This is a genomic window from Pectobacterium versatile, from assembly GCF_003932035.1.
In the GTDB taxonomy this organism is placed as follows: domain Bacteria; phylum Pseudomonadota; class Gammaproteobacteria; order Enterobacterales; family Enterobacteriaceae; genus Pectobacterium; species Pectobacterium versatile.
This window is the reverse complement of sequence record NZ_CP034276.1, coordinates 193408-220406: the sequence shown is the minus strand read 5'-3', so window position 1 is coordinate 220406 and position 26999 is coordinate 193408. Positions and strand designations below refer to the sequence as shown.

The window sequence follows — 26999 nt, the reverse complement described above, 5'->3', positions numbered from 1 at the left end:
AATGAACGCAGCCAACGCACATGCAACTTGAAGTATGACGGGTATATAGGTGTAAAAAATCAGGGAGGCCATAGCCTCCCTGATGTCATCAGCCATTAGCTATTACTGGGTTTCACGCAGACGTTGTGCTGCCTGCACCATATTCGCCAGCGCCTGACGCGTTTCCGGCCAGCCACGAGTTTTCAGACCGCAATCCGGGTTCACCCACAGGCGTTCCGCTGGGATACGCTGTGCCGCTTTCTTCAGCAGGTCTTCCATCCATTCCACGCTCGGTACGTTCGGGGAGTGGATATCATAAACGCCCGGGCCGATTTCATTCGGGTACTCGAACTCTTCAAACGACTCCAGCAATTCCATATCGGAACGAGAGGTTTCAATCGTAATCACGTCTGCATCCAGCGCGGCGATAGAATCCATGATGTCGTTGAACTCGCAATAACACATGTGGGTATGGATTTGCGTCTCATCTTTCGCCACCGCGGCATTCAGACGGAAGGCATCCACCGCCCATGCCAGATAAGCATCCCAGTCAGAGCGGTGCAGCGGCAGACCTTCACGCAGCGCCGGTTCGTCAATCTGGATGATACCAATGCCCGCAGCTTCCAAATCTGCCACTTCATCACGCAGCGCCAGCGCAATCTGCTTGGCGATGGTTTCACGCGTAACGTCTTCACGTGGGAAAGACCAGCACAGGATCGTCACCGGACCCGTCAGCATGCCTTTCATCGGCTTGTCGGTCAGAGACTGTGCGTATTTCGCCCACTCAACGGTGATCGCTTCTGGACGACTCACATCACCAATGATGACTGGCGGTTTCACACAGCGAGAACCGTAGCTCTGTACCCAGCCGTTCTGGGTAAAGATAAACCCATCCAGATGCTCACCGAAGTATTCCACCATGTCATTACGCTCGGCTTCACCGTGCACCAGCACGTCAAGACCCAGACGCTCTTGCTCAACCACGGCTTGCTTGATGTGCTCGGCAATGCCAGTACGGTAGTTATTGCCATCCAGGCGACCCTGCTTAAAATCTAAGCGCAGGCCACGAATTTCGGTGGTTTGCGGGAAAGAACCGATTGTGGTGGTCGGCCACGCAGGCAGATTAAAACGCTCACGCTGAGCATCCGCACGAACCGAATACACGTTCTGACGCTGGCTGTCCTGTGCGGTGATGGCCGCCAGACGCTGTGCAACGGCGGCATTATTCACACGCGTTGAGGTACGGCGAGCACGAATCGGTGCGCTATAGGCTTCCAGAGCCTGACCGTTGCCGCTGTTCAGCGCCTGGGACAACAGCGACAGCTCCGCACATTTCTGAATGGCAAAGGCAAACCAGCTCTTCACTTCATCATCCAGACGTACTTCCACGCTCAGATCGATAGGACTATGCAGCAGTGAACATGAGCTTCCCAGCCACAGATCGCGCGTTCCCACCAGCGGTTGCAGACGCTCGAACCAGCTGCTCAGGTCAGCACGCCAGACGTTACGGCCGTTAATCACACCCAGAGACAGGACCCAGTTAGCAGGCAGTTGGGCGCTCAGCGTAGCGGCATCATCCTTACCGTGAACCAGATCGATATGCAGCCCCTGAACCGGCAGCGCTTTGATTGTTTCCAGATTCTGGCTAACGCTATCGAAATAAGTCGTCAGCAGCAGTTTCACCTGACCTTGCAGTGCGTCATAAGCCGGTTTAAACGCGGCCAGCCACTCTTGCGACAGTTCCAGTGCCAGTGCAGGTTCATCAATCTGCACCCACTCAATGCCGCGCTTCGCCAACTCAGCCAACACCTGTTGGTAAACTGGCAGAATGTCCTGCAGCAGCGACAGACGATCAAACTGTTCACCTTTCACTTTGCCCAGCCACAGGTAAGTAACCGGACCTAACAGAACAGGCTTCACGTTATGGCCCAGCGCCAGCGCTTCATCGACTTCATCCAGCAGCTGTGTCCAGGTCAGCTTGAACTGCTGCCCTTTGGTGAATTCCGGCACCATGTAGTGATAGTTAGTGTTAAACCACTTGGTCATTTCTGCCGCAGCAGCAGGTTGACCGGTTGGCGCGCGTCCACGGCCAATACGGAACAGCGTATCCAGATCGACCGAGCCGTCTTCATTCTGATGGCGCGCAGGCACGTTACCCAACAGCAGACTCGTGGTCAGCACATGGTCGTACCAAGCGAAATCACCCACTGGCAGCAGATCAACGCCAGCATCCTTCTGTTGTTGCCAATGACGCGCACGCAGCTCACGTCCAACGGTCAGCAACTCTTCCTGTGTCGCGTTACCTGCCCAGTAGTTTTCCTGCGCTTTTTTCAGTTCACGGCGTAGTCCAACGCGCGGAAAACCCAGTGTATGATTCACAATCGCCATCGTTAATTCCTCATTTAGCCGTCCAGATGTTTACACATCCATAATCCGCAGGTACTGTAGTAATCACAAGCGCAATTTATTCACTGTCACTGTGAAGGACTCTCATGATCGAATTTAAACACCTGCGAACGCTGCAAGCACTGCGCAATACCGGATCGTTAGCCGCCGCTGCCGCTGCACTTCACCAAACTCAATCGGCGTTATCCCACCAGTTCAGCGATCTGGAACAGCGCCTTGGGTTCAGGTTATTCGTGCGTAAAAGCCAGCCGCTGCGCTTTACGCCTCAGGGAGAAATTCTGTTGCAGTTGGCAGAGCAGGTGTTACCGCAAATCCAGCAGGCGCTGCAGTCGTGCCATGAACCGCACCAAACCACGCTGCGTCTGGCCATTGAGTGCCATAGCTGTATTCAATGGCTGACGCCTGCGCTAGACGAATTCCATCAGCACTGGCCGCAGGTGGTGATGGACTTTAAATCAGGCGTGACGTTCGACCCTCAGCCAGCACTTCAACAAGGCGAACTGGATCTGGTCATGACCTCCGACATCATGCCGCGCAGTGGCCTGCACTATTCGCCTCTGTTTGATTTTGAAGTCAGACTGGTACTGGCTCCCGACCACCCACTGGCAGGAAAAGAGAAAATCGAACCGGAGGATTTCACCGCCGAGACTCTGATGATTTATCCGGTACAGCGGCAACGATTGGACGTCTGGCGTCACTTTTTACAACCCGCAGGCGTCAGTCCTACGCTGAAAAGCGTGGACAATACGCTGCTGCTGATTCAGATGGTCGCCGCCCGCATGGGCATCGCCGCGCTACCGCACTGGGTGGTGGAAAGCTTCGAGCGTCAGGGACTGATTGTGACCAAATCGCTGGGGGATGGACTGTGGAGCCGGTTGTACGCTGCCGTCCGTGACGGAGAGCAGCGCCAACCGGTGATTGATGCGTTTATTCGTTCGGCGCGTCAGCACGCTTGTGAGCACTTACCATTTGTGAAGGACGCTTCACGACCCAACGCTGGTGTACCCACAGTGAGGACGTAATAATTATCGTCCCCACGATAAAGCTCAGCCAGTCTGGCGTTTTATGCCAGATAGCGAAGTTGACCAGTAGACCAGCCGGCACGTGAAAGTTATTCATTATGCTAAGCGTTCCGGCATCCACCTGGGTTGCGCCGTAGTTCCACATAAAATAACCCAAGCCCGAAGCGCCAATCCCCAACCAAGCCAGCACACCCCACTGCAAGGTTGTGGTAGGTAATTTATCCAGATTACCGAAGAGCAGCCACGCGGCTATCGTCACGATCGCAGCCCCTAGATAAAACCAGGAAAACGCACAGTGCTGCGGCACGGGATAGAGCTCCATCAGGCGCTTATAACCCACCTGACCTGCGGCAAAACACACGTTCGCCGACTGAACCAGCAGGAATCCCCACCAGAAATGTTCACTCACGCCGTGATAGTGGATCACCGCCGCCCCGAATACTGCCAGCAGAGCGCTCATCACGTAACCCCAGCGCAGGCGCTGTCGGGCAAGCAGATCGTAAATCAGCGTAACGTACAGCGGCGTCATCACCGTAAAGAGTAAAAACTCAGGTACGGTCAGGTACAGGTAAGCCTGGAACACGAACAGGTACATGATACCAAGTTGGCAAGCACCCACTAACATATACAAGAAAATGACACGCGGCGTGTAACCCCGCAGGCGTAAGAACGGTAAAAACACCACGGCTGCGGCCGTCAGACGGAACATCGCAGAAAACCAGCTATCAACCTGACCCGCCAGATATTCGCCAATCAGGCTGAATGAAAATGCCCACAAAATAGTGGTGATAGTGAGTAATGGCACGACAACATCCACTTAGGAAAAATTATCGCCATTGTAACGGAGATGGCTGAATGAATTTCAGTCAATATGGTTTACATTAGATTAAATAGCAAACAAATGAAAACAGCAGATACTCATACATTTATCCTTTGAGAGTAAATCGCTATTACCCTGAATTTGTAAGGATATTAAACAGTGTTTTTTAATAGTCCTTAATTACAATGACATCAGATCATTTTGCCGGAATTCGGCAATTAGCATAAAGCAAAGCGACCAAAGAAAAGCCACCCACCATACAGAGTAATGTACAGCACCCCAATCGTGTAATATCCTGTTTTATATATATTTTTCATGTAAATATTACGTAATAAGGCAATGAGCAAGGGCGTTAGCAAAAATAAAGCCGCCACACCCGCCTGTAAGGTACGGTTACTGAGAGACTGATGAGGAATGCTACAGATAGAGTCTCCCGACTCCATCATCCAGTCATATTTACTGATCGAAAGTAATTCCAGCGCAAAATAGGCGAATACAAAATACCCCGCCATAGAGATAGCATCGACGATCTTTGCCTTACTTATGTTCATTCAGGTATTAAGTCCCAGCAGTTTTCTTACATGGTTTCTAATCTGTAGTAGCCGTACTCCATAAGAAATGTAGTCGAATTCTACAGAGCCACGTTCAGGCTTAGCATCAATAAAATGAATAAACTCACTCAATTTTCTTTGTATACCTCGGTTGTAACGAACTCCCGCCATCATGTACTGTTCGTCATTCAAGTAAAGCGTTGCTACATCCGGATAATCATAGAGGATCATATCTCTTAGGTGCTGAGCAACAATCCAGAGGTTAAAATCATCCTCCATCAGACAAGTAGCTAATTCAAGCTGATCTCGCGTTGTCAAAGTATCAGGGTTTAACCCTAAGGTCTTGGCAGCGACTTGAATTTGCATAGCAACAGAACCAAAAGAAGTTTTACTTTCAGGGGATGACTTTAATCTCAAGATCCGTTTTATCTCAAAAACCTGAAATTTATATTCTTCTGGCATTCCACCTGACTCAATCCACGCAACACTACCGAGTAACTCAGGAAGAATGCCAGCCTGATTAGCATACTTTATTATTCTTTCTTTGTTGTACTGAATATAGGCATCTTTATATGCGTTTAAATAATATCCTCCACTCTTCATTTCAGGATTATTTTTGCCAAACTTCCAGAAAAGAACGTCAATCTCATCCCATTTTCTAAATCTAATCTTAGAAATATCACAAAATTTATTTCGTACGATAATATCGTTTGTCATAACCGTACCTTTTATATTAGTACACTTGCTCTTCCCATAAACTATAACCACCAGTTCCAGCGATGTGGTGTTGCCAATCTATGCTTTGATACGCAACAGATATCATTTCTTCTGGCTGGTTCTCTGCATGGGTCAAAGCATGTGGATAGGAAACAGCAATGCTCCTTATAACAGCCCCAATGAGTTTGACAGAATAATATTTCTCCTGTGTACCAGTCTGCGCCGTGCGGTAAAAATCGAACAAAAGTTCGAGCTTTTCATTGTTTGAGATAGCATTTCCCAAAAGCGGAGAGGACTTATCGATGGGCTTACAAAACGTGATTGGCTGATGACTAATGTTTTGGTTTCGGCTGATAGCGTGATCAAATTGCAACACAAATATTTGGTCTCTATGCCCGATCTGATACTTATTTCCAATCGAATCAACAGTGCCACACTCAGCAGAGATTTTTCCCTGTTGATTACCCGTTAACGTTAAGTAAATATTATTCGCCATATAAAATCCCTTTATCTAATTTAATCCATGAGATCGTAAGAATATCAATATAAGCAGTAACAGGAATACGTTAACTATTCTCGTATAAAATTTATTTTATATTCCTATAGGTTATAAAAACCGCATTAATACTAATGATATTAATTTTCAGTCTGATATATATTTCATTTTAAAAATTAAAATCAATTTCTGATTATAATTTCATTGGCGTAAAAAAATCAATGCATAAGTATTATAATTAATACGTGAATAGTATCATCGAATATAAATAGTTAGAGAAGTGTTGGGAGGAGTGGTATAGCTCCTCGCATCAATATACATCACCGATATACGGTTCACTAACACAGCAGCAACGATCCCAAAAATATGGGATCGTTGAAAATTTATATTAGATTTTCCTTCTCTGCATCAAAATATTCAGAGATGCAAAGGCCATTAAATCTGCCATCTAAACCAGGCAAAGAAAACATTACCGTTATTGTATGTTCCGGGAATGTAAGTCGCCTGGAAAGAGAGCTTGCTGTAACTTATTGATGCCATAGGCAACAAGACTGGAATCGGAATGTAGTTCCAGTTATCACGCATCGTTACGCCAGCCGTAAAACCCAGACCCAGTTGAAAATCCTGATCGCTGATCGGTCGCCAGCGCTTTTCATAACCGTAGCCACCGATAGGCTCCCATTTGTTATAGGAGTCTTTGAATGCCATGATATAAAGCCCGTGCCAGTCACCATCCTTATCCAGACGGGAAACACCGTAGCCCGCGCCCCAAGGCCTTTCATTATATTTGTCGGTCTTTTCTTTATCGTACGTCCAGCGGTTATGCCAAGTGATCGTCGGGATATAAATATCGTGACTCTGTGGCGAATTCCAGGTCGTAGACAGATTATTTTTACTTCTCTGCCACCAGCTTTCATCCTGCTTATCCGACGCCGAATCATTGGAATCAGCCGTAGCGGGCGCGAGGTTTGTCGTGCTGCTCGTGTTATTTGTCCCCACATTATTTATGCTTTCTGCTGCGTAGCTCAAAAAAGGGACAACGGATAGTGTAATCAAACTTAGCGTGATTAAAATTCGCTTCAAATACATATAAGGTTCTCTGTAACAGCGTCACGATTCCATTCAAACAAAGGTGATCCAAACAAAACTATTTTGATTGTTACCAAAATATATAGTTCAGTTTACGTAATCTGCCCATATAGGCGGGAAACCAAAACAGCCTATTATGAAGGGATAAACAGCAACTTTGCTTAAATAGATAGTGAATTCCGTGCCGCTTTCAGACGTTTCCTAGCTGAAATAACAAAAAACCACCTTATTTATCGGCGGTTTATATTCTGGTTGGAACCCGTATCAGAGAGATAGCAAGAACGATGAATCGCCTATGCAGTGGGATTAGATACCATCGCCATATTCGAAGCCGCGATTGATCCCGTTGAAATACTGATCCATGTCCATAGCGGGTTTATCGCTTTCTGGGCGACCAACGATACGAGCAGGAACCCCTGCCGCCGTCGTGTGTGGAGGAACCGATTGCAACACGACAGACCCGGCACCAATTTTCGCGCCACAGCCCACCTCAATGTTCCCCAAAATTTTAGCGCCCGCGCCAATCATCACGCCTTCACGAATTTTAGGGTGGCGATCGCCGCTCGTTTTACCCGTACCGCCCAGCGTCACGGATTGCAGAATAGAGACATCGTTTTCAACGACGGCCGTTTCACCGATCACAATGCCTGTTGCGTGATCGAGCATGATCCCGCAGCCGATTCTCGCCGCAGGGTGAATATCGACACCGAAAGAAACCGAGATCTGGTTCTGGAAATAGACCGCCAGCGCTTTACGATCCTGCGACCAAAGCCAGTGACCAATACGATAAGCCTGTAATGCATGAAACCCTTTCAGGTAGAGCAGCGGCGTAGAATATTTATCCACCGCCGGATCGCGCAGGCAGACGGCCTGAATATCGCGCGCGGCAGAAACGATCATCTGCGGATCGGCACGATAGGCTTCTTCCACGACTTCACGAATGGCGATTGCGGGCATGATCGAATTGGCTAACTTATTCGCCAGCATGTAGCTCAGTGCGCTGCCCAAATTCTCGTGCTTTAGCAATGTGGCATGAAAAAAGCTGGCCAGCATCGGTTCACAGTCCGCGAGACTGCGCGCTTCTGCCTTGATATTGGTCCACACCAGTTCCAGTTCTTCTGTCGACATTGCCTTACTCTCCGAGATTCCACACACCACAACGTATATCTGTTCTCAAACGGCAGGCTTATTAGCACCACCGCTCGTATACAAGAAAATGAAGATACTATGAGCCTCCCAGATTAGGAAGCTCAGCATATGCTCGTCATACTTCAAGTTGCATGTACGTTGGCTTTCGGTCACTCACCCGAATCACTTACCTGAGTAAGCTCATCGGGATTCCTTCCCTTGCCGCCTGCATGAAACTCGAATTATTTAGAGCATAGAACGACGTGTTTTATAACTTGGCGGTTTCGTCTTTACGCGTGCGCCCTAATAGGCTCAGCGCCGCCTCTCGGGCGTCTTTCCCACAATACAGCACCTGCCAGAGTTGCTCAGTAATCGGCATTTCAACGCCGTAGCGCTGCGCTAATGCCAGAACCTCTTTTGTATTGCGGTACCCTTCAACAACCTGACCAATGCTATCCTGCGCGCTCTGTACATCCATTCCCTGCCCCAGCATCATGCCGAAGCGCCGGTTACGGGACTGATTATCAGTACAAGTCAGCACCAGATCGCCAAGCCCTGCCATCCCCATGAAGGTAGTGGGATCTGCACCCAACGCCGCGCCAAGCCGGGTCATTTCCGCCAGCCCTCGGGTGATCAGCGCAGTACGTGCATTCGCACCAAATCCAATGCCGTCAGACATCCCGGCACCGATAGCAATGACGTTTTTCACCGCGCCGCCCAGCTGCACGCCGATAAAATCAGGGTTGCTGTAAACGCGGAAGCTCTTCCCACAGTGCAGCAATCGTTGCAGGTCGTCAGCAAATTCACTGTCTGTTGATGCCAGAGCAATAGCCGTCGGCATGCCAGCGGCTAATTCTTTGGCAAATGTCGGGCCAGAGACCACTGCAAGCGGGATAGTTTCGCCCAGCGCTTCGCGTGCGACATCTTGCAACAAGCGTCCCGTTTCCGCTTCCAGCCCTTTGGTCGCCCACACGATACGCGCATCGGCACGCAAATGAGGTTTCAACTGACGCAGAACATCACCGAACACATGGCTCGGCACAACGACCAGCACGTTTCTGCTGGCAGCAAGCGCCTGCGCCAGATTGGTTTCCAGCTGTAGCGAATCGGGGAAAGGCACATCAGGCAGGAATGCCTGATTACAGCGAGCGGCCTGTAACGCCTGAATGTGGGTAGGGTTGTGGCCCCACAGCACGACTCGATGGCCATTACGCGCCAGCGTAATGGCCAACGCGGTGCCGTACGAGCCGGCACCGATGACGGTCATTGAAGCGTCAGACGCGTTCATCAGGCATCCTGAGGCTGCGCAGCACCTTCACCTTCGGTCTGCTGTTGCAGGTAATTCATGAACAGTGCATCAAAGTTAACTGGCGCCAGGTTCAGTTGCGGGAAGGTACCGCGAGAAACCAGGCTGGTGATGCACTCACGCGCGTAAGGGAACAGAATGTTCGGGCAATATGCACCCAGACAATGCGCCAGTTGAGTTCCTTCGATACCGCCAACGGTAAAGATACCACCTTGTTGAACTTCACACAGAAATGCAGTTTCTTCACCCAGAGAAGCCGTTACGGTCACACGCAGTACGACTTCATAGATGTCATCAGCCAGTTGGCTAGAAGCCGTATCCAGATCCAGTTTTACTTCTGGCTGCCATTCCTGCTGGAACACCTGAGGCGCATTCGGCGCTTCAAAAGAGATATCTTTGGTGTAGATACGCTGGATTTGGAAAGCCATTTCTGTGTTGTTTTGTTCAGACATGTTAAGTAATACCCTTTTGTTAGATTTTCTTGACGTCTTCCGTCGTCATAAGTGGGCGGACGTCAGTACATTTCTGTCATTGTCATACTGCAATCACTGTAGTATTTGCAATCAATTTAGTACTGCAATCAGCCTGTCGATTATCCTGCAAAATCGCCGCCATTTTCGCTGTGTATGATCTACACACATGGCACGATGCGGATAGTTTTACCACAAACCGTTTTATTTGCCGCGGACTAAAGGCAGATTCTCACCGCTCCAGCCAGCCAGGCCGTCTTTCAGTACCTGCACACGCTCAAAACCAGCTTTGTGCAAATTCTCGGCCACTTCACGTGAAGAGAGACCGTTGGCGCATACCACGATAATCGGCTGCGACTTATGTTTTTCAAGTTCACCTACGCTGCCGTTTTTAATGTCGTTCGGCAACAGGTTAAATGCGTTGGCAATATGGCCACGGCGATAGTCGTCACGGTTACGGATATCAACGATGACAGCATCTTCTTTATTAATCAGTCGGATCGCTTCACCGCGAACCACTTCTTTTACGTTCGACAGTTTACTCTTCACAGTAAGTACAATTACCGCAACCAACAGCGCAACCCAGGCGATGCTCAAAATAGGGTTCTTGCTAACGAATGGCATAATCTCTTGCATGGGGTGTAACGACTCCCGGATCAGTTAAGCAACAAAAATATAAGGTTCCTGAGTATACCTGCGCGATACGGCAATTACAGCCAGTAAGCCAATATAGCGTATCGAATCTGCGGCGAGCTTTCCATTTATCTCTATATTGATGCGCCCAGACGTCCACCTTTGTGCCATGCTTGTCACGTCTGGAAATAGAAATCAGACAAGAGACAACTGGTAAGCCGCTGTTCATCGTGGAATAATTCACCGCTATGAGTAAAAACGCGTTATTTGTACAGAGTCGAGTGGCATGTAGCGCCGATCGCCATTTATCCGCATTACAAAGGCTGCTCACCCGCTGCGTCAGCGCACTCTGCGTTGGCGTTTTGCTGTTGCCCGCACTCGGCCAAGCGGACGATAATCAGGCACAGCTTAAGACCCTGCAACAAGATATCGCCGCAAAAGAAAAAAGCGTTCAAGAACAGCAAAAGCAGCGTGGTACCTTAGTTCAGCAGTTGAAAAAGCAGGAGCAGTCCATCTCTCAGGCCAGTCGTCAGTTGCATGAAACGCGCAATACGCTGTCCACGCTCAATAAAGAATTAACCAGCCTCAGCGCCTCTATAGCAAAACTGCAATCTCAGCAGGATAAGCAACAAACGCTGCTTTCCCGTCAGCTTGACGCGGCCTTCCGGCAAGGTCAGCACAGCGCACTGCAATTAATGCTGAGCGGAGAAGAAAGCCAGCGTAACGAGCGCATTCTCGCCTACTTCGGCTACCTGAATGAAGCACGGCAGAAATCCATCAACGAATTGCAGCAAACGCGTGTGGAGCTGGCTGACCAAAAACGCCAGTTGGAACAAAAGCAGACGCAGCAAAAAACGCTGCTGAGCGACCAACAGCAGCAACAGCAGACGCTGGAGCAGGCACAGTCCGATCGGAAGAAAACGCTGTCGACGCTGGAAAGCTCGCTGGAAAAAGATCAGCAGCAGTTGACGGAACTGCGCCAGAATGAAACCCGGTTGCGCGATCAAATCGCCCGTGCTGAGCGAGAAGCAAAAGCCCGTGCTGAACGGGAGGCGCGCGAGGCTGCCAAGGTTCGCGCTAAAGAAGAACAGGCCAAACGCAGCGGCAGCAGCTACAAACCCACTGAAGGTGAACGTTCACTTATGGCCCGAACCGGCGGTTTAGGGCGACCTTCTGGTCAAGCCATCTGGCCAGTTAACGGCCGCATCGAGCACCGCTTCGGTGAACCGTTACAGGGTGAGCTGCGCTGGAAGGGCATGGTGATTACCGCACCGGAAGGGACGGAAGTGAAGGCGATCGCCGACGGAACCGTACTGATGGCCGACTGGCTACAGGGTTACGGGTTGGTCGTTGTTGTGCAGCATGGTAAAGGCGATATGAGCCTGTACGGCTATAACCAGAGCGCTTTGGTTTCCGTTGGCGCTCAGGTCAAAGCCGGACAATCTATTGCGTTGGTCGGCACCAGCGGCGGGCAGAGCCAGCCTGGACTGTATTTTGAAATCCGTCGTCAGGGTCAGGCGGTCAATCCACAACCTTGGCTGGGAAGATAGTCTTGTCTTATTTAACCAAAACACCGTTATTGGCGTTGAGTCTGCTCGCCCTGTCTCCTTTGGCGCTGGCCGGAAAACTTTCCATCGTCATCGATGATTTCGGCTATCGTCCACATAATGAGAACCAGATTCTGGCGATGCCAACAGCGATTTCCGTCGCGGTATTACCCAACGCGCCGTACGCCCGTGAAATGGCAACCAAAGCCCACCAGCAAGGGCGAGAAGTGCTGATCCATCTGCCGATGGCACCGATGAGCAAGCAGCCGCTGGAGCGCGATACGCTACGCCCAGACATGAGCAGCGACGAAATTCAGCGCATTATTCGCCAGTCGGTCAATAACGTGCCTTACGCCGTGGGGTTGAACAACCATATGGGCAGCGCGATGACCGCCAGCCTGCCCGGCATGCAAAAAGTCATGCAGGCGCTGAGCGCCTACCAGCTCTATTTCCTCGATAGCATGACCATTGGCAGCAGCCAATCGAGCCAGGCCGCGGCAGGAACGAACGTCAAAGTCATCAAACGCAAAGTCTTTCTGGATGATTCGCAAAACGAAGCCGAGATTCGCAAACAGTTTACCCGCGCGGTGCAAATCGCTCGCCGCAGCGGTTCCGCCATCGCTATCGGGCACCCACATCCTTCAACCATCCGCGTCTTACAGCAGATGTTGCCCACGTTGGATGCCGATATTGTCTTAGTCCGCCCCAGCCAGTTGCTTAATGAGCCGATGCGGCAGTATGAGCCTCAGCCGCAGCAGCCAGTCAAACCGCGTAATCCGTTCCGCGGTATACAGCAATGTCAGGTCAAACAGCCGCCGGAACCGGTGAAGAACGATGTGTTCTTCAAGCTGGTGAGTAGCAGCATTCGGGAAAGCGCGCCGGTAATGTTTATCAAGCACCGCTGGCAGACCTGGATTGAGCCAGCCGAGACCGAAACACACAAACAGCCGTAATATCAGAGGCGCGTTCCCCTTTGCCATCGCGCGCCACGGCAAGGTTATGACTCATCCCAATTGAGAATAACCTTGCCCGACTGACCCGAACGCATGGCATCGAACCCTTTCTGAAACTCATCAATGTGGAAGCGGTGGGTGATAATCGGTGACAAATCTAATCCAGACTGAATCAGCGCCGACATTTTGTACCAGGTTTCGAACATTTCCCGTCCATAGATGCCTTTGATAAACAGTCCTTTAAAAATCACGTCCCCCCAGTCAATCGACATCGGCTCATGCGGAATGCCCAGCATGGCAATGCGTCCACCGTGATTCATCGCTTTCAGCATGGCGCGAAAGGCTGATGGCGCGCCCGACATCTCCAGCCCAATATCAAACCCCTCGGTCATGCCCAAATCTATCATCACGTCCGCCAGATTTTCCTGCGCCACATTGACGGCGCGCGTCGCCCCCATTTTACGGGCGAGATCCAGACGGTACGCATTCACATCAGTAATCACGACATTCCTTACACCCACATGACGGCATACCGCCGCCGCCATCATGCCTATCGGCCCCGCGCCGGCGATCAACACGTCTTCCCCCACGAGATCGAAGGACAGTGCGGTGTGCACCGCGTTACCAAAAGGATCGAAAATCGCGGCTAGCTCGTCAGAAATGTTGTCAGGAATGCGAAACGCGTTGTAGGCAGGAATCACTAGGTATTCCGCGAATGAACCAGGGCGGTTTACCCCGACGCCGATGGCATTACGGCATAAATGACGTCGCCCGGCACGGCAGTTACGACAGTAGCCGCAGGTAATATGCCCTTCGCCAGAGACACGATCGCCAATATGAAAACCGTTCACTTCTTGGCCGATAGCGACAATTTCACCCACGTACTCATGCCCGACGACCATCGGAACGGGAATGGTCTTCTGCGACCATTCGTCCCAGTTATAAATATGCACATCCGTTCCGCAAATCGCGCTTTTGCGGATTTTAATCATGATGTCGTTATGCCCGAGTTCCGGCGTGGGCGAGTCCACCATCCAGATGCCTTCTTCCGGCCGCAGTTTTGCCAATGCTTTCATGATGGTTTCCTCAGATGATCACACCCAGACGTTTACCCACGCGGATAAAAGCCTCGACGGCGAATTCGATTTGCTGCGGCGTATGGGCGGCCGACATTTGGGTACGAATACGCGCCTGACCGAGGGGGACAACAGGATAGAAAAAGCCTGCGACATAAACACCTTCCCGCTGTAGCGCCTGCGCAAAATCCTGTGCCAGCTGCGCTTCCCCCAACATGACGGGAATAATGGCGTGATCGGCCCCCGCCAGCGTGAACCCTGCGGCTGTCATCTTTTCACGGAACAGACGGGCATTTGCCCACAGACGCTCACGCCGTTCACCGCCCTGTTCCAGCAGGTCTAATACCCTGAGCGATGCGGTGACAATAGCAGGGGCGAGTGAGTTGGAAAAAAGATAGGGTCGAGAGCGCTGGCGCAGCCAGTCGATCACCTCATGCTTGCCCGCCGTATAACCGCCCGATGCGCCCCCCAGCGCCTTGCCTAACGTCCCAGTGATGATATCGACGCGACCCATCACCCCGCAGCGTTCATGCGTCCCGCGCCCTTGTTCACCGACAAATCCTACCGCGTGGGAATCATCCACCATCACTAACGCATCATAACGATCCGCCAGATCGCAAATCCCCTGCAAATCGGCAATCACACCATCCATCGAGAAAACGCCGTCGGTGGCGATCATGACGTGCCTTGCCCCTTCCGCTCGGGCCAGTTGCAGTTGCGCTTCCAACTGGCTCATATCGTTATTGGCATAGCGGTAACGTCGCGCCTTCGATAGCCGAATACCGTCGATGATTGAGGCATGATTGAGCGCATCGGAAATAATCGCATCCTCCGGCCCCATCAGCGTTTCAAACAGTCCTCCGTTAGCATCAAAACAGGAGGAATAGAGAATTGCGTCGTCCATGCCCAGAAAATCCGCCAACTTACGCTCCAGCTGTTTGTGGATATCCTGCGTTCCACAGATGAAGCGCACCGAAGCCATACCAAAACCGTGGCTGTCCAATCCAGCTTTTGCAGCGGCAATCAGCTCGGGGCTGTCCGCCAGACCAAGATAATTATTGGCACAGAAATTGAGCAGGCGGTCGCTGTCCATCACCTCGATTTCAGCCTGCTGCGCAGAGGTAATGATGCGTTCCTCCTTGAACACTCCCTCGGTACGTGCGGCCATGATTTGTGTAGTAAGTTGTTGATAAAACGCGGCAGGCATAGCGTGACTCTCCCATAAAAAGATCGCTTTATGGTTTTTAAGCTAGCGGATGTGGGCAGAAATGCGGGGTAAACAGTCTGAAAATGCTGGCTTCGTCACGGCCTGAATCATCTTAAAAACGCGGGAGCAACACGGGATAAATTAAGCTCTGGCTGCTTGCGGTAAAATGAAATGCTATTATAGCGGTCATAAACAGTGTGGGGCGCGGTGCCTCACCGGCAAGATTAATAAAGGTCGCGCCCATGATTATCGTTACTGGTGGTGCCGGTTTTATCGGCAGCAATATCGTAAAATCTCTGAATGACATCGGCTATCGGGACATTCTGGTTGTCGATAACCTGAAAGACGGCACCAAGTTCGCCAATCTGGTCGATCTGGATATCGCAGACTACGTGGATAAAGAAGATTTCATCGCCAGCATCGTTGCAGGCGACGATCTGGGCGATATTGATGCCGTATTCCATGAAGGTGCTTGCTCTTCCACCACCGAGTGGGATGGCAAGTACATGATGGATAACAACTATCAGTATTCTAAAGACGTGCTGCACTATTGCCTCGATCGCAACATTCCGTTCCTGTATGCCTCGTCTGCCGCGACCTACGGCGGTCGTAACGATAACTTTATCGAAGCGCGTCAATACGAGCAGCCGCTGAACGTCTATGGCTACTCCAAGTTCCTGTTCGATCAGTACGTGCGTGAAATTCTCCCAGAAGCTGAATCGCAGATCTGCGGCTTCCGCTATTTCAACGTCTACGGACCACGCGAAGGCCACAAAGGCAGCATGGCGAGCGTCGCGTTCCATCTGAACAACCAGATTAATCAGGGTGAAAATCCGAAGCTGTTCTCCGGTAGCGAGAACTTCCAACGTGACTTTATCTACGTCGGTGATGTCGCAGCCGTCAACCTGTGGTTCTGGCAAAACGGTGTTTCTGGCATCTTCAACTGCGGTACCGGTCGCGCCGAATCCTTCCAGGCTGTCGCCGATGCCACCCTCGCCTTCCATCAGAAAGGCAGCGTGGAATACATCGAGTTCCCTGAGAAGCTGAAAGGCCGCTATCAGGCTTATACACAAGCCGATCTCACCAATTTGCGTGCCGCAGGCTATGACAAGCCGTTCAAAACCGTCGCCGAAGGCGTGGCGGAATATATGGCCTGGCTGAACCGTACCGTTTAATCGGATAAGGATTCATAAACGGTATGAAAATTTTGGTCATCGGCCCTTCCTGGGTCGGCGATATGATGATGTCGCACAGCCTTTATCGCACGTTGAAGGCTGAACACCCGGAAGCGGTCATTGACGTGATGGCGCCAGCCTGGTGCCGTCCGCTGCTGGCACGGATGCCGGAAGTCAATCAGGCGTTAGCTATGCCACTAGGTCACGGCGCACTTGAGCTAGGCGAACGTCGCCGTCTTGGCGTATCACTGCGCGATGCGGGCTATGACCGCGCTTATGTGCTGCCCAACTCCTTTAAATCCGCACTGGTCCCTTTCTTTGCCAACATTCCGCAGCGTACAGGCTGGCGTGGCGAAATGCGTTACGGGCTGCTGAACGACGTACGCGTGCTGGATAAAGCCGCATTTCCGCTGATGGTTCAGCGCTACGCCGCGTTAGCCTACGATCGTAGCCGTATTCGTCGGGCCGAGGACTTACCGCAGCCATTACTGTGGCCACAGTTACAGGTCAATCAGACCGAAATTGCGGACATGACGCAGGCGTTTAACCTCAGCGATGCGCGCCCCATCATCGGTTTTTGCCCCGGTGCCGAATTCGGTCCTGCCAAACGCTGGCCGCATTATCACTATGCTGCGCTAGCACAATCACTGATTGAACGCGGCTACCAGATAGCGCTGTTCGGCTCGGCCAATGACCGTTCGGCCTGCGACGACATCCTTCAAGGATTGACGGAAGACGCACGGCAGCATTGCGCTAATCTGGCGGGAAAAACCTCGCTGGAACAAGCGGTGGTGCTCATTGCCGCCTGCCACGCCGTCGTCAGCAATGACTCTGGACTCATGCACGTTGCTGCGGCACTTCATCGTCCGCTGGTCGCACTTTACGGTCCAAGTAGCCCTGATTTTACCCCGCCGCTGTCCCATCAGGCCGAGGTGATTCGACTGATTACCGGCTATCACCGGGTGCGCAAAGGGGATGCTGAACAGGGTTATCACCAAAGTTTGATCGACATTCAGCCCGAGCGCGTGCTCAGCGCACTGGATAAGTATCTCATTCTGGGAGCGGACGCATGAGGGTGCTGATTGTGAAAACATCGTCGATGGGCGATGTGCTGCACACCTTGCCAGCCCTGACCGACGCAATGCAGGCTATTCCCGGTATCCAGTTCGACTGGGTGGTTGAAGAAGGTTTCGCGCAAGTTCCCAGTTGGCACCCGGCAGTTTCTCGCGTCATTCCCGTCGCAATACGCCGCTGGCGCAAAAGCTGGTTCAGCGCCCCGGTGCGTCAGGAACGTGCGGAATTTACACGCCAGCTACGCCAGCACCGCTATGATGCGGTTATTGATGCGCAAGGGCTGATTAAAAGCGCGCTGCTGGTGACGCGACTCGCCAACGGAAAGAAACACGGATTGGATTGCAAAAGCGCGCGCGAGCCGCTGGCAAGCTGGTTTTATAACTATCGCCACCCAATAAGCCGCCGACAACATGCTGTCGAGCGCGTGCGGGAGCTGTTTGCCGCCAGCCTGAGCTATCGGAAACCCACCGAGCGTGGCGATTATGCAATTGCCTCACGCTTCCTATCCCTGTCGCCCGCAGACGCCAATCGCTATCTGGTGTTTCTCCACGCCACAACGCGCGATGAAAAACACTGGCCGGAAGCGCACTGGCGTGAGCTGATTGCCCTATTAGCACCGAGTGGATTACACATCAAACTTCCCTGGGGAGCGGAGCATGAGCACCAGCGTGCATTACGGCTAGCCGAAGGCTTTCCGCATGTTGACGTCTTACCACGCCTCACACTGCAACAGGTTGCCGAGGTATTAGCTGGCGCCAAAGCCGTCGTTTCCGTCGATACTGGGCTTAGCCACCTGACGGCAGCGCTGGATCGTCCAAATATCACCTTATACGGACCAACCGACCCAGGGCTGATTGGCGGCTACGGGATGAATCAGGTGGTGGAAATGTCTGAAAGCCAGAAAATGGAGACTATTCCCGCTAGCCCCGTCCATCAGAAATTAGAGAAGCTGATATACACTAAATAATTCGAGTTTCAGGACAAACGTTAACGTTTGAACAACGCAAAGCGTTGGCCCGCCAGGGCGAGGCTCATTATGAGCCTCGTAATGCGGCAAGAGAAGGAATCCCGATGAGCTTACTCAGGTAAGTGATTCGGGTGAGTGACAAACCTGCCAGAGGCTGGTTTGAACGCTGCTTGCATTGGCCCCAGCGGGGCGAGACACACTCAAGTGTGTCGAGTAGCGCGGCCAACGCACATGCAACTTGAAGTATGACGGGTATAGAATTACCTGCATCAGACGAGTGATATCGCTCCCGACTGTGAACAAATACATGCTCAATGAATTAAGGTACGAACTGGGAAAAACGCCCAGCATCAGTTCGGCTGTCGCGCTTAAAGCGGTTTTCCCCGGCTGTTTACTCACATTAGCCATCATGCCATTTAGCAGCATTATTGCCGGGTGGCTTTTTTATCTCACCGGCTCGCTATCTGTTTTTTATGTGGCGACACACTTAAGAACAGTAATAGCGGCTAAGCGGCTGTTACTGATTCCACTTTGCCTGCTGGCTATCGGCTTAACCAATCTCATTTGGTATTACCAGCATTATCAACCCGATAGCCTTTTCCCTTATGTGTATAACGCCTACAGGACATCCGCGCATGTCGGTATTCTGGGTTCATTCATCCTGCTGACAGCCCTGCATATCTCGCAAAAAAATCGGCAACAGCCACTCTTCTACATCATCGCAATTTGTGTGTTAACGCTGAGCTATGCGTTTTATCAGTCATTGTTCAGTGGAATGCACCGTATTGCGTTGGTATTTGGCACCGCAACCAGTGCAGCCTATTTTCTTACCTTTATTGGTGCGTTAAGCGCGCAAGCACTGCTTAAGCTCGATTCAGCCTATAAGTATTATCTCTATCTGGGACATTTTCTGTTAGTCACCATCGCTATTTTCCTGACAGAAACTCGAGCGGCTATATTCGTCTATCCTATTGTTGGCGCGACCATTTTATTGTCAGAAGTCAGACACAATAAGCGTTTATTTATCAAGGCATTTATCGGTTCATCGGCCACGATTTTCCTGTGTTTATTCCTTTTCCAGGATACGATTCACCAACGTATCAGCGACCTGATTAACGATATACACAGCTATAGCATGAACAACAGCATGACATCGGTGGGTGCGCGCATTGCGATGTACCAATCTGGTATAGAAGCTGGGGAAGAAGCGTTATTGGGGCAATCGGCCGAACAGCGTGCAGAACATATCATTGCACAAGCAAAGCAAGAGTCTGAATTATCCGGCGCGCTGAGATATTTGAATGTCCATCTGCATAACGAAGTGATTGATGCCTTTTCCCTTAAGGGGTTGCCGGGCGCAATATTGCTTGTGTTGCTCTATGCCGCTTTATTTTATTTTTCATTTTTTGTTCTACGCAGCCACCTCTCGGCCGCATTGCTTTTTGCCCTGCTGATGTATGGACTTAGCGATGTCATTCTCTATTCACGAGACATGCTTATCGCGTGGCTTATGGCATTTTGCCTCGGCACAACGCTGACCGGAAAATGGCTAAAGAATTAGTCCTGTTATAATTAGCGAGTGGCAGTCGCATTTACCTCTGTGAGAGGGGTGTGGGTTTTAGTACCATAGCGGGAAAATTAGCTATCCATGCTGTCGCGCCACATGGATAGGATCAGTCTTTTGGTAGCTGTTGAGCCAAAGGCGGTAGCGTGCCTGTGAAAATCATAACCTTTGATTACATGAAGGAAAACGAGTGAGTCAACGCATCATCTCTTATCACCGGATTCTCGTGGTGAAGCTCAGATATCATGGCGATATGCTGCTGACCACTCCGCTCATCAGCACGCTGAAAGCCAATTACCCTGATGCCAAAATCGACGTATTGTTGTACCAGGATACGATGCCGATTCTCTCTGCAAACCCAGAGATACATCAGCTTTATGGGCTCAAAAGAAAGACGGGTACGCTTTTGGAAAAGATCTGCAATTTCAAAAGCGTCAGACAAGAGCTTAAGCAAAACAATTACGATCTGATCGTCAATTTAGCTGACCAGTGGCCCATTGCCCTATTAGTAAAGTCATTAGGGTGTCACAGTATTGCTCTTGATCGGGGCGATGACCTGAAAGGAAAGATTTGGCGTTCATTTTTCAGCACCTGCGTTCCGCCAATAGGAGCGCACATTGTTGAGCAAAATCTTCATCTCCTCACCCCGCTCAACCTGCCAGCGTCAAATACATGCTCGACATTATCACTGCATTATCGTCAGGAAGACGCACAAAGTATCATTGATCAACGCCCTGCACTTTTAACGCAACGCTACGTCGTCATCCAACCCACGACTCGCCAATATTACAAATACTGGGACAACGACAAATTCGCTCAGGTCATTGACTATCTTAAAACCAAAAATCTGGAAGTCGTTTTGACCTGTGGTCCTTCAGAAGACGATTTAAACGTGGTGCGCGACATTCACTCACAGTGCACGCATAAACCCGATATGACCTTTGCGGGTAAAACGAGTTTTCTGGAACTGGCTGCGTTAATTGACAACGCCGTGTTGTATATCGGTGTAGATTCCGCCCCAATGCATATGGCTGCCGCATTGAATACGCCGCTAGTGTGCCTGTTTGGCCCAACAGACTACAAATTATGGCGACCGTGGTGCAACCGCTATAAGCAAATTTGGGCAGGTGAATATCAACAGATGCCAGCCCAACAGAATTACGATCAGACAGTCAAATATTTGTCCTGCATTCCAGCACAAGCGGTTATTCAGGCATCAGAAGACATGCTACAAGAGGCGCAGGAAGAGAACACCAAATGAAAATCGCATTCTGCGTCTATAAATACTTTCCTTTCGGCGGGCTACAACGGGATTTTCTGAGCATCGCACAAACTTGCCAAAAACAAGGCCATGATATTCGTGTTTACACGAGTGAATGGCAAGGCGACAAACCTGAAGGGTTCGACATCGTTCTCGTCCCCATCTCGGGGCTGGGTAATCATACGCGCCATCGCCATTTTTCCGACTGGATACAACGCCATTTACAACAGCACCCTGTCGATCGCGTTGTCGGATTTAGCAAAATGCCAGGGCTAGACTTCTACTATGCAGCAGAAGGATGTACGGCAGAAAAGGCAGTTCAGGAAAAAGGTTTCTTTTATCGACTCACACCTCGCTACCGCGGATATGTAGCACTTGAACGAGACGTGTTCGATAAAGATAGCCACACGCGCATGCTGATGCTGACGCCGCGGCAAATCGCCCATTTCCAGAAGCATTACGGTACACAAGATGAACGCTTTTTTATGCTACCACCGGGTATTTCACTGGATAGAAAGTACAGCACGCGTTCTCCAGATACGCGTTCAAAGTTCCGTCAGCAGCATCATCTGGATGAAAACGGATTTGTTCTATTACAGGTCGGTTCCGACTTCAAACGTAAAGGTGTTGGCCGTAGTCTGACCGCTATCGCCAGCCTGCCACAGGAACTGCGTCAGCACGTAACGCTGTTGGTTGTCGGCCAGGACGATCCAAAACCGTTTCAACAACAGGCAGAGCAGCTCGGTATCGGTAAACAAATACACTTCTTCTCTGGTCGAGATGACATTCCTGACTTCATGGCCGCCGCAGACTTGTTACTTCATCCGGCGCATCAAGAAGCCGCAGGCATCGTTTTGCTTGAGGCTATCGCGGCTGGATTACCCATACTCGTTACCGATGCGTGCGGTTATGCTTTTTACATTGAGCGCTCACAGGCCGGGCAGGTCATCCCAGAGCCTTTTAGCCAGACAGCACTGAATCACGCGTTATTACACGCGCTCAGTCAGCCAGAAACGCTTAAACAGTGGGCAGAAAATGCCCGCCATTTTGCCGATACAGAAGATATTTATAGTCTGCCAGAAAAAGCGGCACAGTTGATTACCAGCGCAAACGATCGTTAAACTAACGCAGTATATTGCTGCCAAAATAACGCGTTGATCCCTATTTATTTTTAAGAGCCATAACCGAGTTCACTATGTATTTTTCATCGCAAGGTGTTATAAAAAGAAAAGTTTCATTTATTCGCCCCTTAGCGGAAAATTCAGAATCCGATACGCTAAATATCGCTTACGGTATTGATAAAAATTTTATGTTTGGCTGCGCCATTTCAGCAGCATCAATATTGCTCCACAATCCTGACATAAAATTTTCATTTCATATATTCACTGACTCATTAAGTGATGATGAAGAGGAAAAGTTTCAAAACCTCAGCACTCAATATAATGCAGATATTAGTCTTTATATTGTAAATTGCGATGAACTGAAATCGCTTCCCAGCACCAAAAACTGGTCTTACGCCACCTATTTTCGCTTTGTGATTGCCGATTTACTTTACCCAGAAATTGAAACGCTTCTTTATATCGATGCTGACATTGTTTGCAAAGGCTCATTACACGAGCTGTTAGGAATCGAATTCAACAACAACATTGTGGCAGTAGTCGCAGAAGAAGACAAGGTTTGGTGGGAAAAACGAGCAAAGGCACTTGATGAGCCAGGAATCAATGCCGGATATTTTAATGCTGGGTTCTTATACATTAATCTCGCACAATGGCAAAAAAACGATATTAGTTCACAGGCTATGTCGCTTCTTGCCGATGAGAAAGTGAAGTCAAAAATATCTTATCTTGATCAAGACATATTGAATATCTTGCTTATAGATAAAACAATATGGCTTGATAAAAAGTACAATACACAATATAGCATTAATTATGAACTTAGTAAGCCTAAGCCAGTCAACCCTATAAAGGATGATACGGTTATGATTCATTATATCGGGCCGACAAAACCTTGGCATAAATGGGCTGAACATTACGCTTGCACGGAGTATTTTCTAGATGCCAAAAGCGCATCACCGTGGAATCAGTCTCCCTTACTGCAAGCAACAACCACAAGTAATATGAGATATTGTGCTAAACATCAGCTTCATAATAATTATATTATATTCGGTATTTTTAGTTATTTGAAATACTTCTATAGAAAAATATATAAATTTTAATTTTATCATACTCCTTCATTACCGATTTAAAAAAGAGAATAAAAATGTATTTTGATAAGAAAAAAGTCATAGAGAAACATATTCATATTAATGAAAAAAATATTAAATCAGAAAATGCATTCCATATTGCTTATGGTGTCGATAAGAATTTTTTATTTGGCGCAGCTATATCAATGACATCAGTAATCATAAACAATAAAGAAAAAAACCTAAACTTTCACATATTTACTGACTATATTGATGCCGAATACACAACTAGAGCTACAGAATTAAGTGAAAAATTTGGGATTATTATCGATATTTATTTAACAAATCCCGATTGCATTTCAAACTTACCAACAGAAACATGGCCGCTATCAACCTATTTTAGATTTATAATCTTTGATTTTTTAAGCGAAAAGATAAATAAACTACTTTATCTTGACGCAGATATTATATGTAAAGGTTCTATTTCTGACATTATAAAAATTAATCTTGATAATCATTTCGCAGCAGTAGTCCCAGATATAGAAGCAATGCAAATTATTGCGGCCGAAAGATTGAACATGCCAAAAATTCAAGGTCTTTACTTCAATGCAGGATTTCTATTGATGAATCTGGATGGATGGAAAAAAAATAATCTCACAAGAGAGTCTATCTCACTATTAAGTGACCCAGAAAAGAAAAGCATATTAAAGTATCAAGACCAAGATGCTCTTAATATATTATTATTTGGAAATTCAATATACTTACCAAGAGATTTTAACTGTATATTTACCCTAAAGAGTGAACTATACGACAGAACACATAATTTATATAAAAATATAATTAAAAATGAAACAATTTTTATACACTACGTTGGAATAACAAAGCCATGGCATACATGGAGTTCATATCCTTCAGCAAAATTTTTCCATGTAGCGCATGCAGAATCCACATGGAAAGATAAAGAATTACTGCTACCAGTGAATGCCACTCAATGGAAGAAAAAATCAAAGCATGAATTTAAGCAGAAAAAATTTATAAAAGGTATATTAAGCAGACTGAAGTTCAACCAAACTCGATAGCGAAAATAAAATATGAATGTATTTTTTATAGAGTGGAATGCTGGGTATGAAATATCAATGTTACAGTCGCTCCGTGATAAGTATAATGTAATACACAAAAGAAATATCATGAAGCATTTTACAAAAAAAAATATAACACTAAAAAAATATAACATTAATAATTCTTTTTTTGTAAAAATTCATTTGTTTTTTAAATTAAGAGAAATAAAAAATAACGATATCTTGATCTGTAATGGATATAGCATACTAGGATGCTTAGACATAATAAAAAAAGTTAATAGCAAGAAAATACTAGTAATAAGAGATACAATAATCCATCTTGAAAACGAAATGAAAACAAAGAAAAGATGGCTCAAGGAAGATGGCAGTTTTGTGAAAGAGGTGGCTCCTTACTTTGATAAAATTTATAGTTTCGACAAAAATGATTGTGAGAAGTATAGTTTTGAATTTTTAGATCAATTTATACCATTTACCTCTGATGAGATAACAGACTTAATAAAAAATGCCCCTGAAGAAAAAAGAGAGAAAAAATCATGCTTTTTTGTTGGTGAATACAGAAGAGAGCGAGAAAATATACTAAGAGATATATACCAACATATAAAAGACTCACAATACGCACTAAACGCCTATCTTTATGATGAAAAAAATGTTAGCAGTTCATATCCTGATTTTTGTAAAAATATCCCTATAAGTTATGATGAAAACATTTCCCTCGTCAAAAGATCCGATGTTATCATAGAAATAAATCACCAAGAGCAATGTGGTTTAACATTGCGAGCGATAGAGGCATTAGCATTTAATAAAAAACTTATCACAAATAATAAAGAAATAATAAAAAATGATTTTTACTCTCCAGAAAAAATATTTATCATTGGTCATGATAATTACGAAAATCTTATATTTTTCTTAGATAAAGAAAATAAAAAATCCACCGATAATTTAATTCTGAAATATACTTCAGATTACATGTTAAAAAAAATATTAACAGATAGTTAGTGAATTTATAAAACTACACTCTGAATAATTCAATTTTCAGGTAAGCGACAAGAAAAATGCATTATTGTAAAATTACTTAGGTAAGTGGTTAGGCCGAGTTGTCACAATCAACGCAAATGTGACTTTAAGTATGACGAGTATACTTACTCAAGAATAATATTGTGAGAATATAAAATGAAAAAAATCCCAGTAACTCAACCGTATTTACCCGACTTAAACGAATTCATAGTTTATTTAGAAGAGATTTGGTCCAACAAGTGGCTAACAAATAATGGACCATTTCATCAAAAGCTAGAGTTAGAATTATGTAAGTATCTTGGAGTCGAACATATCTCCTTATTTAATAATGCCACAATAGCATTAATTACATCTCTCCAAGCACTACGCGTATCAGGAGAGGTAATTACAACGCCATATTCATTTGTAGCAACAAGTCACTCAATAATATGGAATGGGTTGACGCCTGTTTTTGTAGATATTGAACCATATAGTTTCAACATTGACCCAGATAGAATTGAAGAGGCAATTACACCGAATACAACCGCGATCATGCCAGTTCATTGTTACGGCAATCCATGTAATGTAGAAAAAATACAGCGAATCGCAGATAATTATGGATTAAAGGTTATTTATGACGCAGCGCATGCATTTGGAATTAATTATAAAGAAAGTAGTATATTAAAGTATGGTGACTTGTCGATATTAAGTTTTCATGCAACAAAAGTCTTTAACACTTTTGAGGGTGGAGCAATTATTTCTCCAGATCTTAAAACAAAGAAAAGAATAGACTTATTAAAGAATTTTGGATTTGCAGATGAAATCACTGTTACTGCACCAGGTATAAACGGGAAAATGAGCGAAATAAATGCTGCATTTGGATTGCTCCAACTGAAGCATATCGATGATGTAATAAGTCAAAGAGAAAAAATTGACAAAATCTATCGAAAAGAATTGAGTTCAGTGAAAGGAATTAACATCCCCACTATCGATTATCCATCAAATAGAAATTATTCATACTTCCCAATAATAATTGAACCTGAATATCCATTAACGAGAGATGAACTATACAATAAACTAAAATCATATGACATACTCTCTCGGAGATACTTTTACCCCCTAATTAGTGATATGCCTATGTACAGAGGGTTACAATCATCAAATCATGACAATCTTAAATATTCAATAAGTATATCAAATAAAGTGTTATGTATTCCTATATATGCTGGGCTAGAGAGTGAGGAACAAGAGAAGATCATATCACTAATTAAAAATAGTTAATTAGGATTTACACTTTAATTAGG

25 protein-coding genes are annotated in these 26999 nt (G+C 47.6%); 13 read left to right on the top strand and 12 right to left on the bottom strand.

The window, feature by feature from the left end; all coding sequences use genetic code 11:
• Positions 1 to 102 precede the first annotated feature (102 nt).
• Positions 103 to 2367 carry a 5-methyltetrahydropteroyltriglutamate--homocysteine S-methyltransferase gene (gene metE / locus EIP93_RS01000; protein ID WP_119879944.1) on the bottom strand — a complete coding sequence of 755 codons (2265 nt, stop codon included), beginning with the start codon at positions 2365 to 2367 and terminating at the stop codon, positions 103 to 105.
• A gap of 104 nt (positions 2368 to 2471) precedes the next feature.
• Here metE and metR point away from each other — a divergent pair, with 104 nt between their 5' ends.
• Positions 2472 to 3407: an HTH-type transcriptional regulator MetR gene (gene metR, locus EIP93_RS00995; RefSeq protein WP_039495069.1), complete on the top strand. Its 936-nt coding sequence runs from the start codon at positions 2472 to 2474 to the stop codon at positions 3405 to 3407.
• On the opposite strand, the gene EIP93_RS00990 is transcribed toward metR, so the two are convergent.
• The 9 genes from EIP93_RS00990 to EIP93_RS00950 all read right to left on the bottom strand — a co-directional run bounded on the left by EIP93_RS00990 (position 3313) and on the right by EIP93_RS00950 (position 10620).
• Positions 3313 to 4212, bottom strand: a complete 900-nt coding sequence (locus EIP93_RS00990; protein WP_107332154.1) for a carboxylate/amino acid/amine transporter — start codon at positions 4210 to 4212, stop codon at positions 3313 to 3315. The genes metR and EIP93_RS00990 overlap by 95 nt on opposite strands.
• 233 nt (positions 4213 to 4445) lie before the next feature.
• Complete coding sequence (locus EIP93_RS00985) at positions 4446 to 4778, bottom strand: DUF2645 family protein (protein WP_125232152.1); 333 nt, start codon at positions 4776 to 4778, stop codon at positions 4446 to 4448.
• A complete protein-coding gene (locus EIP93_RS00980; protein WP_103862764.1) occupies positions 4779 to 5495 on the bottom strand; it encodes a hypothetical protein in 717 nt (238 codons plus the stop codon).
• Positions 5496 to 5511: 16 nt separating this feature from the next.
• A complete protein-coding gene (locus EIP93_RS00975) occupies positions 5512 to 5991 on the bottom strand; it encodes an Hcp family type VI secretion system effector (RefSeq protein WP_103862765.1) in 480 nt (159 codons plus the stop codon).
• A 435-nt stretch (positions 5992 to 6426) separates the two neighbouring features.
• A complete protein-coding gene (gene pagP, locus EIP93_RS00970; protein ID WP_125232151.1) occupies positions 6427 to 7080 on the bottom strand; it encodes a lipid IV(A) palmitoyltransferase PagP in 654 nt (217 codons plus the stop codon).
• Positions 7081 to 7386: 306 nt separating this feature from the next.
• On the bottom strand, positions 7387 to 8208 hold the full coding sequence (gene cysE / locus EIP93_RS00965) for a serine O-acetyltransferase (protein WP_039364143.1): 822 nt from the start codon (positions 8206 to 8208) through the stop codon (positions 7387 to 7389).
• A gap of 268 nt (positions 8209 to 8476) precedes the next feature.
• Positions 8477 to 9496, bottom strand: a complete 1020-nt coding sequence (gene gpsA, locus EIP93_RS00960) for an NAD(P)H-dependent glycerol-3-phosphate dehydrogenase (RefSeq protein ID WP_010300792.1) — start codon at positions 9494 to 9496, stop codon at positions 8477 to 8479.
• Positions 9496 to 9966, bottom strand: a complete 471-nt coding sequence (secB, locus tag EIP93_RS00955; RefSeq protein ID WP_010283737.1) for a protein-export chaperone SecB — start codon at positions 9964 to 9966, stop codon at positions 9496 to 9498. Before secB ends, gpsA begins: the two co-directional genes overlap by 1 nt.
• Positions 9967 to 10188: 222 nt before the next feature.
• Positions 10189 to 10620: a rhodanese-like domain-containing protein gene (locus EIP93_RS00950; protein WP_039310321.1), complete on the bottom strand. Its 432-nt coding sequence runs from the start codon at positions 10618 to 10620 to the stop codon at positions 10189 to 10191.
• A gap of 245 nt (positions 10621 to 10865) precedes the next feature.
• Here EIP93_RS00950 and envC point away from each other — a divergent pair, with 245 nt between their 5' ends.
• Entirely contained in the window at positions 10866 to 12167 is a 1302-nt protein-coding gene (gene envC, locus EIP93_RS00945) for a murein hydrolase activator EnvC (RefSeq protein ID WP_103862766.1), read from the top strand.
• Between the two features lie 2 nt (positions 12168 to 12169).
• Positions 12170 to 13117 (top strand): divergent polysaccharide deacetylase family protein, encoded by a 948-nt coding sequence (locus EIP93_RS00940; RefSeq protein ID WP_116362161.1) that lies wholly within the window; start codon positions 12170 to 12172, stop codon positions 13115 to 13117.
• Positions 13118 to 13161: 44 nt separating this feature from the next.
• Here the strand turns inward: EIP93_RS00940 and tdh are convergent, their stop codons facing one another.
• Both tdh and EIP93_RS00930 read right to left on the bottom strand, forming a co-directional pair.
• Positions 13162 to 14193 (bottom strand): L-threonine 3-dehydrogenase, encoded by a 1032-nt coding sequence (gene tdh / locus EIP93_RS00935; RefSeq protein WP_116362162.1) that lies wholly within the window; start codon positions 14191 to 14193, stop codon positions 13162 to 13164.
• Positions 14194 to 14203: 10 nt separating this feature from the next.
• The gene (locus EIP93_RS00930) at positions 14204 to 15400 is read right to left on the bottom strand and encodes a glycine C-acetyltransferase (protein WP_116362163.1); all 1197 of its coding nucleotides are present in this window, start codon (positions 15398 to 15400) and stop codon (positions 14204 to 14206) included.
• A 242-nt stretch (positions 15401 to 15642) separates the two neighbouring features.
• Between EIP93_RS00930 and rfaD the strand changes: the two genes are divergently transcribed.
• From rfaD to vioA, 10 genes are all read left to right on the top strand, one after another.
• Positions 15643 to 16575 carry an ADP-glyceromanno-heptose 6-epimerase gene (gene rfaD / locus EIP93_RS00925; protein WP_010300769.1) on the top strand — a complete coding sequence of 311 codons (933 nt, stop codon included), beginning with the start codon at positions 15643 to 15645 and terminating at the stop codon, positions 16573 to 16575.
• Between the two features lie 23 nt (positions 16576 to 16598).
• The gene (rfaF, locus tag EIP93_RS00920; RefSeq protein WP_125232150.1) at positions 16599 to 17648 is read left to right on the top strand and encodes an ADP-heptose--LPS heptosyltransferase RfaF; all 1050 of its coding nucleotides are present in this window, start codon (positions 16599 to 16601) and stop codon (positions 17646 to 17648) included.
• Positions 17645 to 18616 carry a lipopolysaccharide heptosyltransferase RfaC gene (gene rfaC, locus EIP93_RS00915; RefSeq protein ID WP_125232149.1) on the top strand — a complete coding sequence of 324 codons (972 nt, stop codon included), beginning with the start codon at positions 17645 to 17647 and terminating at the stop codon, positions 18614 to 18616. The genes rfaF and rfaC overlap by 4 nt, the downstream gene beginning before the upstream one ends.
• 307 nt (positions 18617 to 18923) lie before the next feature.
• Complete coding sequence (locus EIP93_RS00910) at positions 18924 to 20177, top strand: O-antigen ligase family protein (RefSeq protein WP_241229563.1); 1254 nt, start codon at positions 18924 to 18926, stop codon at positions 20175 to 20177.
• Positions 20178 to 20370: 193 nt separating this feature from the next.
• A complete protein-coding gene (gene rfaQ / locus EIP93_RS00905; protein WP_107332148.1) occupies positions 20371 to 21441 on the top strand; it encodes a lipopolysaccharide core heptosyltransferase RfaQ in 1071 nt (356 codons plus the stop codon).
• A complete protein-coding gene (locus EIP93_RS00900) occupies positions 21438 to 22562 on the top strand; it encodes a glycosyltransferase family 4 protein (RefSeq protein ID WP_125232147.1) in 1125 nt (374 codons plus the stop codon). The genes rfaQ and EIP93_RS00900 overlap by 4 nt, the downstream gene beginning before the upstream one ends.
• 74 nt (positions 22563 to 22636) lie before the next feature.
• The gene (gene waaO / locus EIP93_RS00895; protein WP_125232146.1) at positions 22637 to 23656 is read left to right on the top strand and encodes a lipopolysaccharide 3-alpha-galactosyltransferase; all 1020 of its coding nucleotides are present in this window, start codon (positions 22637 to 22639) and stop codon (positions 23654 to 23656) included.
• Positions 23657 to 23700: 44 nt separating this feature from the next.
• Positions 23701 to 24702: a glycosyltransferase gene (locus EIP93_RS00890; RefSeq protein ID WP_125232145.1), complete on the top strand. Its 1002-nt coding sequence runs from the start codon at positions 23701 to 23703 to the stop codon at positions 24700 to 24702.
• 12 nt (positions 24703 to 24714) lie between these two features.
• A complete protein-coding gene (locus EIP93_RS00885; protein ID WP_473828383.1) occupies positions 24715 to 25698 on the top strand; it encodes a WaaS/CpsH family glycosyltransferase in 984 nt (327 codons plus the stop codon).
• 174 nt (positions 25699 to 25872) lie between these two features.
• Positions 25873 to 26976 (top strand): dTDP-4-amino-4,6-dideoxy-D-glucose aminotransferase VioA, encoded by a 1104-nt coding sequence (gene vioA, locus EIP93_RS00880; RefSeq protein ID WP_125232143.1) that lies wholly within the window; start codon positions 25873 to 25875, stop codon positions 26974 to 26976.
• Positions 26977 to 26999 lie beyond the last annotated feature (23 nt).

Coding starts and splice junctions, on each gene's coding strand:
- metE (WP_119879944.1), bottom strand. CDS start 2,367: ATGGCGATTGTGAATCATACACTGGGTTTTCCGCGCGTTGGACTACGC.
- metR (WP_039495069.1), top strand. CDS start 2,472: ATGATCGAATTTAAACACCTGCGAACGCTGCAAGCACTGCGCAATACC.
- EIP93_RS00985 (WP_125232152.1), bottom strand. CDS start 4,778: ATGAACATAAGTAAGGCAAAGATCGTCGATGCTATCTCTATGGCGGGG.
- EIP93_RS00980 (WP_103862764.1), bottom strand. CDS start 5,495: ATGACAAACGATATTATCGTACGAAATAAATTTTGTGATATTTCTAAG.
- EIP93_RS00975 (WP_103862765.1), bottom strand. CDS start 5,991: ATGGCGAATAATATTTACTTAACGTTAACGGGTAATCAACAGGGAAAA.
- pagP (WP_125232151.1), bottom strand. CDS start 7,080: ATGTATTTGAAGCGAATTTTAATCACGCTAAGTTTGATTACACTATCC.
- cysE (WP_039364143.1), bottom strand. CDS start 8,208: ATGTCGACAGAAGAACTGGAACTGGTGTGGACCAATATCAAGGCAGAA.
- gpsA (WP_010300792.1), bottom strand. CDS start 9,496: ATGAACGCGTCTGACGCTTCAATGACCGTCATCGGTGCCGGCTCGTAC.
- secB (WP_010283737.1), bottom strand. CDS start 9,966: ATGTCTGAACAAAACAACACAGAAATGGCTTTCCAAATCCAGCGTATC.
- EIP93_RS00950 (WP_039310321.1), bottom strand. CDS start 10,620: ATGCAAGAGATTATGCCATTCGTTAGCAAGAACCCTATTTTGAGCATC.
- envC (WP_103862766.1), top strand. CDS start 10,866: ATGAGTAAAAACGCGTTATTTGTACAGAGTCGAGTGGCATGTAGCGCC.
- tdh (WP_116362162.1), bottom strand. CDS start 14,193: ATGAAAGCATTGGCAAAACTGCGGCCGGAAGAAGGCATCTGGATGGTG.
- EIP93_RS00930 (WP_116362163.1), bottom strand. CDS start 15,400: ATGCCTGCCGCGTTTTATCAACAACTTACTACACAAATCATGGCCGCA.
- rfaD (WP_010300769.1), top strand. CDS start 15,643: ATGATTATCGTTACTGGTGGTGCCGGTTTTATCGGCAGCAATATCGTA.
- rfaF (WP_125232150.1), top strand. CDS start 16,599: ATGAAAATTTTGGTCATCGGCCCTTCCTGGGTCGGCGATATGATGATG.
- rfaC (WP_125232149.1), top strand. CDS start 17,645: ATGAGGGTGCTGATTGTGAAAACATCGTCGATGGGCGATGTGCTGCAC.
- EIP93_RS00910 (WP_241229563.1), top strand. CDS start 18,924: ATGCTCAATGAATTAAGGTACGAACTGGGAAAAACGCCCAGCATCAGT.
- EIP93_RS00900 (WP_125232147.1), top strand. CDS start 21,438: ATGAAAATCGCATTCTGCGTCTATAAATACTTTCCTTTCGGCGGGCTA.
- waaO (WP_125232146.1), top strand. CDS start 22,637: ATGTATTTTTCATCGCAAGGTGTTATAAAAAGAAAAGTTTCATTTATT.
- EIP93_RS00890 (WP_125232145.1), top strand. CDS start 23,701: ATGTATTTTGATAAGAAAAAAGTCATAGAGAAACATATTCATATTAAT.
- EIP93_RS00885 (WP_473828383.1), top strand. CDS start 24,715: ATGAATGTATTTTTTATAGAGTGGAATGCTGGGTATGAAATATCAATG.
- vioA (WP_125232143.1), top strand. CDS start 25,873: ATGAAAAAAATCCCAGTAACTCAACCGTATTTACCCGACTTAAACGAA.